The 2,328-nt window shown below is 35.1% G+C and carries 2 protein-coding genes and 2 pseudogenes; 3 read left to right on the forward strand and 1 reads right to left on the reverse strand.

The annotated features are described in order from the left end of the window. A pseudogene (locus GJU40_RS20320) lies at positions 1–697 on the forward strand (hypothetical protein); the annotation flags it as partial. 57 nt (positions 698–754) lie between these two features. Then, positions 755–1,270, forward strand: a complete 516-nt coding sequence (locus tag GJU40_RS21620) for an SMI1/KNR4 family protein (protein WP_425481244.1) — start codon at positions 755–757, stop codon at positions 1,268–1,270. A 338-nt stretch (positions 1,271–1,608) separates the two neighbouring features. Here GJU40_RS21620 and GJU40_RS20330 read toward each other — a convergent pair whose 3' ends face one another. Continuing rightward, positions 1,609–1,809 (reverse strand): helix-turn-helix domain-containing protein, encoded by a 201-nt coding sequence (locus tag GJU40_RS20330; protein WP_154309873.1) that lies wholly within the window; start codon positions 1,807–1,809, stop codon positions 1,609–1,611. A gap of 166 nt (positions 1,810–1,975) precedes the next feature. Here GJU40_RS20330 and GJU40_RS20335 point away from each other — a divergent pair. After that, positions 1,976–2,328, forward strand: a pseudogene (locus tag GJU40_RS20335) (recombinase family protein); the annotation flags it as partial.

The raw sequence follows: 2,328 nt of genomic DNA on the forward strand, positions 1-2,328 counted from the left end.
AAGCATGTCTAGCTTCCTCCATTACATTACAATGGGCGCAGATGACATGGTGGTTGGAACTGTAAATCCTAAAGAGCTTTACTCAGCGGAGCATTTGCTGGATAGTTTCGGTGTATTTACATTTTTAGCTGGTGGAGCCTTGGCAGGAACTGCAGCCCGCATGCCGATGGGGCAGGTGAAAAAGGGGCTTAAAGTTGAGTCTGGCGGGCAAGGGTCAGTGGAGAGGAATGTAAGTGTAAAACCGGTTAGTGAGCAAAAGTTTGATGTGGATGAGGGGGATAAGAGTACTAAGGGTATAGATAATCCCAAAACAAGGTTACCAAGAACAAATGGTAAATGGGAAGGAGAACCTGGTAATGGGAAATGGTATTCTGATAAACCTGAAGTTAAAAAAATAACGAATGGTGAGGGTGTAGAATTTATTAATGGTAGACCTAACTTTTCACCTTGGTCAGAGGGTGATATAGTATTTAAGAAAGGAAAATTAACAGGTACACCAGATGACTTTTCATTAGTGTATGAACAAATACAGCACCAATATAATTTGCCATCAAAAAATGCTGCAAAGAAATTATTAAAACAAGCGGGTGTTACACCACACCATAAGTCAAGTACAGTAATAGAATTAATACCAACTGATTTGCATGGAAATATTCCGAATATTGGTTCGGCATCAGATTTACGAGGAGGGTATTAAAAAGTGGAACAATTTTAAAAAAAGTTAGAAACAATAATTGATTTCGATGTAAAAGAGATTAATAATAGTTGGAATGAAGACCATATAAAAAATCTAGAAAGAAAATATAATATAAAATTTCCTCAAGATTATTCATTTTATCTGCAACATTATGGTAATGATTATATCAAGGAAGATTATCACTTTATTCCTCCAGAAGGTTTATCAAATAAAATTAAGCTAACCCAATTTGAAATAGACTCATTTTATGGATTATATAACGATGAAAATAATATTGAGGACAAGATAAACTTTTATAAAGATTTATTACCAGCTGATTTAATTCCTATTGCAGATTTACCAGGAGGAGATTTAGTTTGCATTGGAATAAAAGATGACACACAAAATAAAATTTATATTTGGTTTCACGATATGAATGGAGAAAATATATTTTTAGTATCTGACTCTTTTAAAAGTTTTATAATGAACTTTAAAAGAATAAATGTCGAAGGAAATAATTTAGAAAATGTTACTTTAAATATGAGTGATAAGTTAAATGCATTTCTAACTAATGCATCTAAAAAAATGAAATGATGATAAGTTGCTTAAGTATTATATCCAGAAACCTTGATTTGGTTTATGCCTCTCAAGGTTTCTTTTTGGTGGGGCTACCTAGTGCCGAATAAACCGCATTTTACCTACAAGAAAGAGATAACCCATATAAGCCCTCTATGATGTATTTACAAATTTTTAGTACGTACAACACCTTAAAAATGTATGCCCTATTTCATGAATTTCACTTCGTGTAAATAACCTAAAAATCATCAGATACTACCATTCGCATCCCCAAATACTTTACCTTCGCTTTCTCCTTGCCTGATAAATTTTTTCGCAACTTTGACGTACATAGAACGATTACTAGTACAAGAGGACTACTCCACCTCGATTAACTCCTGAATGTCGATGTCTAACACTTTGCATACTGTTTCTAATGTTGATAGATATACCCTATCTACGTTGTCTGAACAAAGATGGTTTATTGTATTAGGGCGAAGCCCTGTCATTCGTGCCAATTCACGTTGTGAAAGGTCACGTTCTTTAAGGATTTCCTTTAGCTTGATAGTAATAGGCATGGTACTTCCCTTCCTCTTATTCATGTTACCTTTTACAATACATCATAAACTTGTATCGGTAAAGGGGTTGATTGTATCGTTAAAGCCGCATACAATGAATTTATATCAAATATAGCGTCTAAGCGTTACGTTAATCTCGATTAGCGTAACTGAGGGGGAAAATACCATGAAAGTTATCGGGTATATTCGAGTATCGACACAAGGACAAGCAAGAGATGGATACAGTCTTGCTTATCAAGAAGATGAAATCAGGACTTACTGTTAGACTCATGGATACACGCTTTTACGCTTGTTTAAGGACAAAGGTATCAGTGGGGCTAAGGTGGATGAAGAAGCGTTAGAAGTGGACAGATTAGGCTTTCAGGATATATTGGAGTATCTCGCCCACCATGAGGTGGATTATGTTGTTACATTAAACACAAGCCGATTATGGCGGTCAGACTGTAAACACTCACTTTTTTCCCTCAAAAAAACGGGTGTTTTTTTCATATTTTTCCGGCAGACAAAATTTATCCTTCT

The sequence above is a fragment of the Metabacillus lacus genome, assembly GCF_009674805.1.
Lineage (GTDB): Bacteria > Bacillota > Bacilli > Bacillales > Bacillaceae > Metabacillus_C > Metabacillus_C lacus.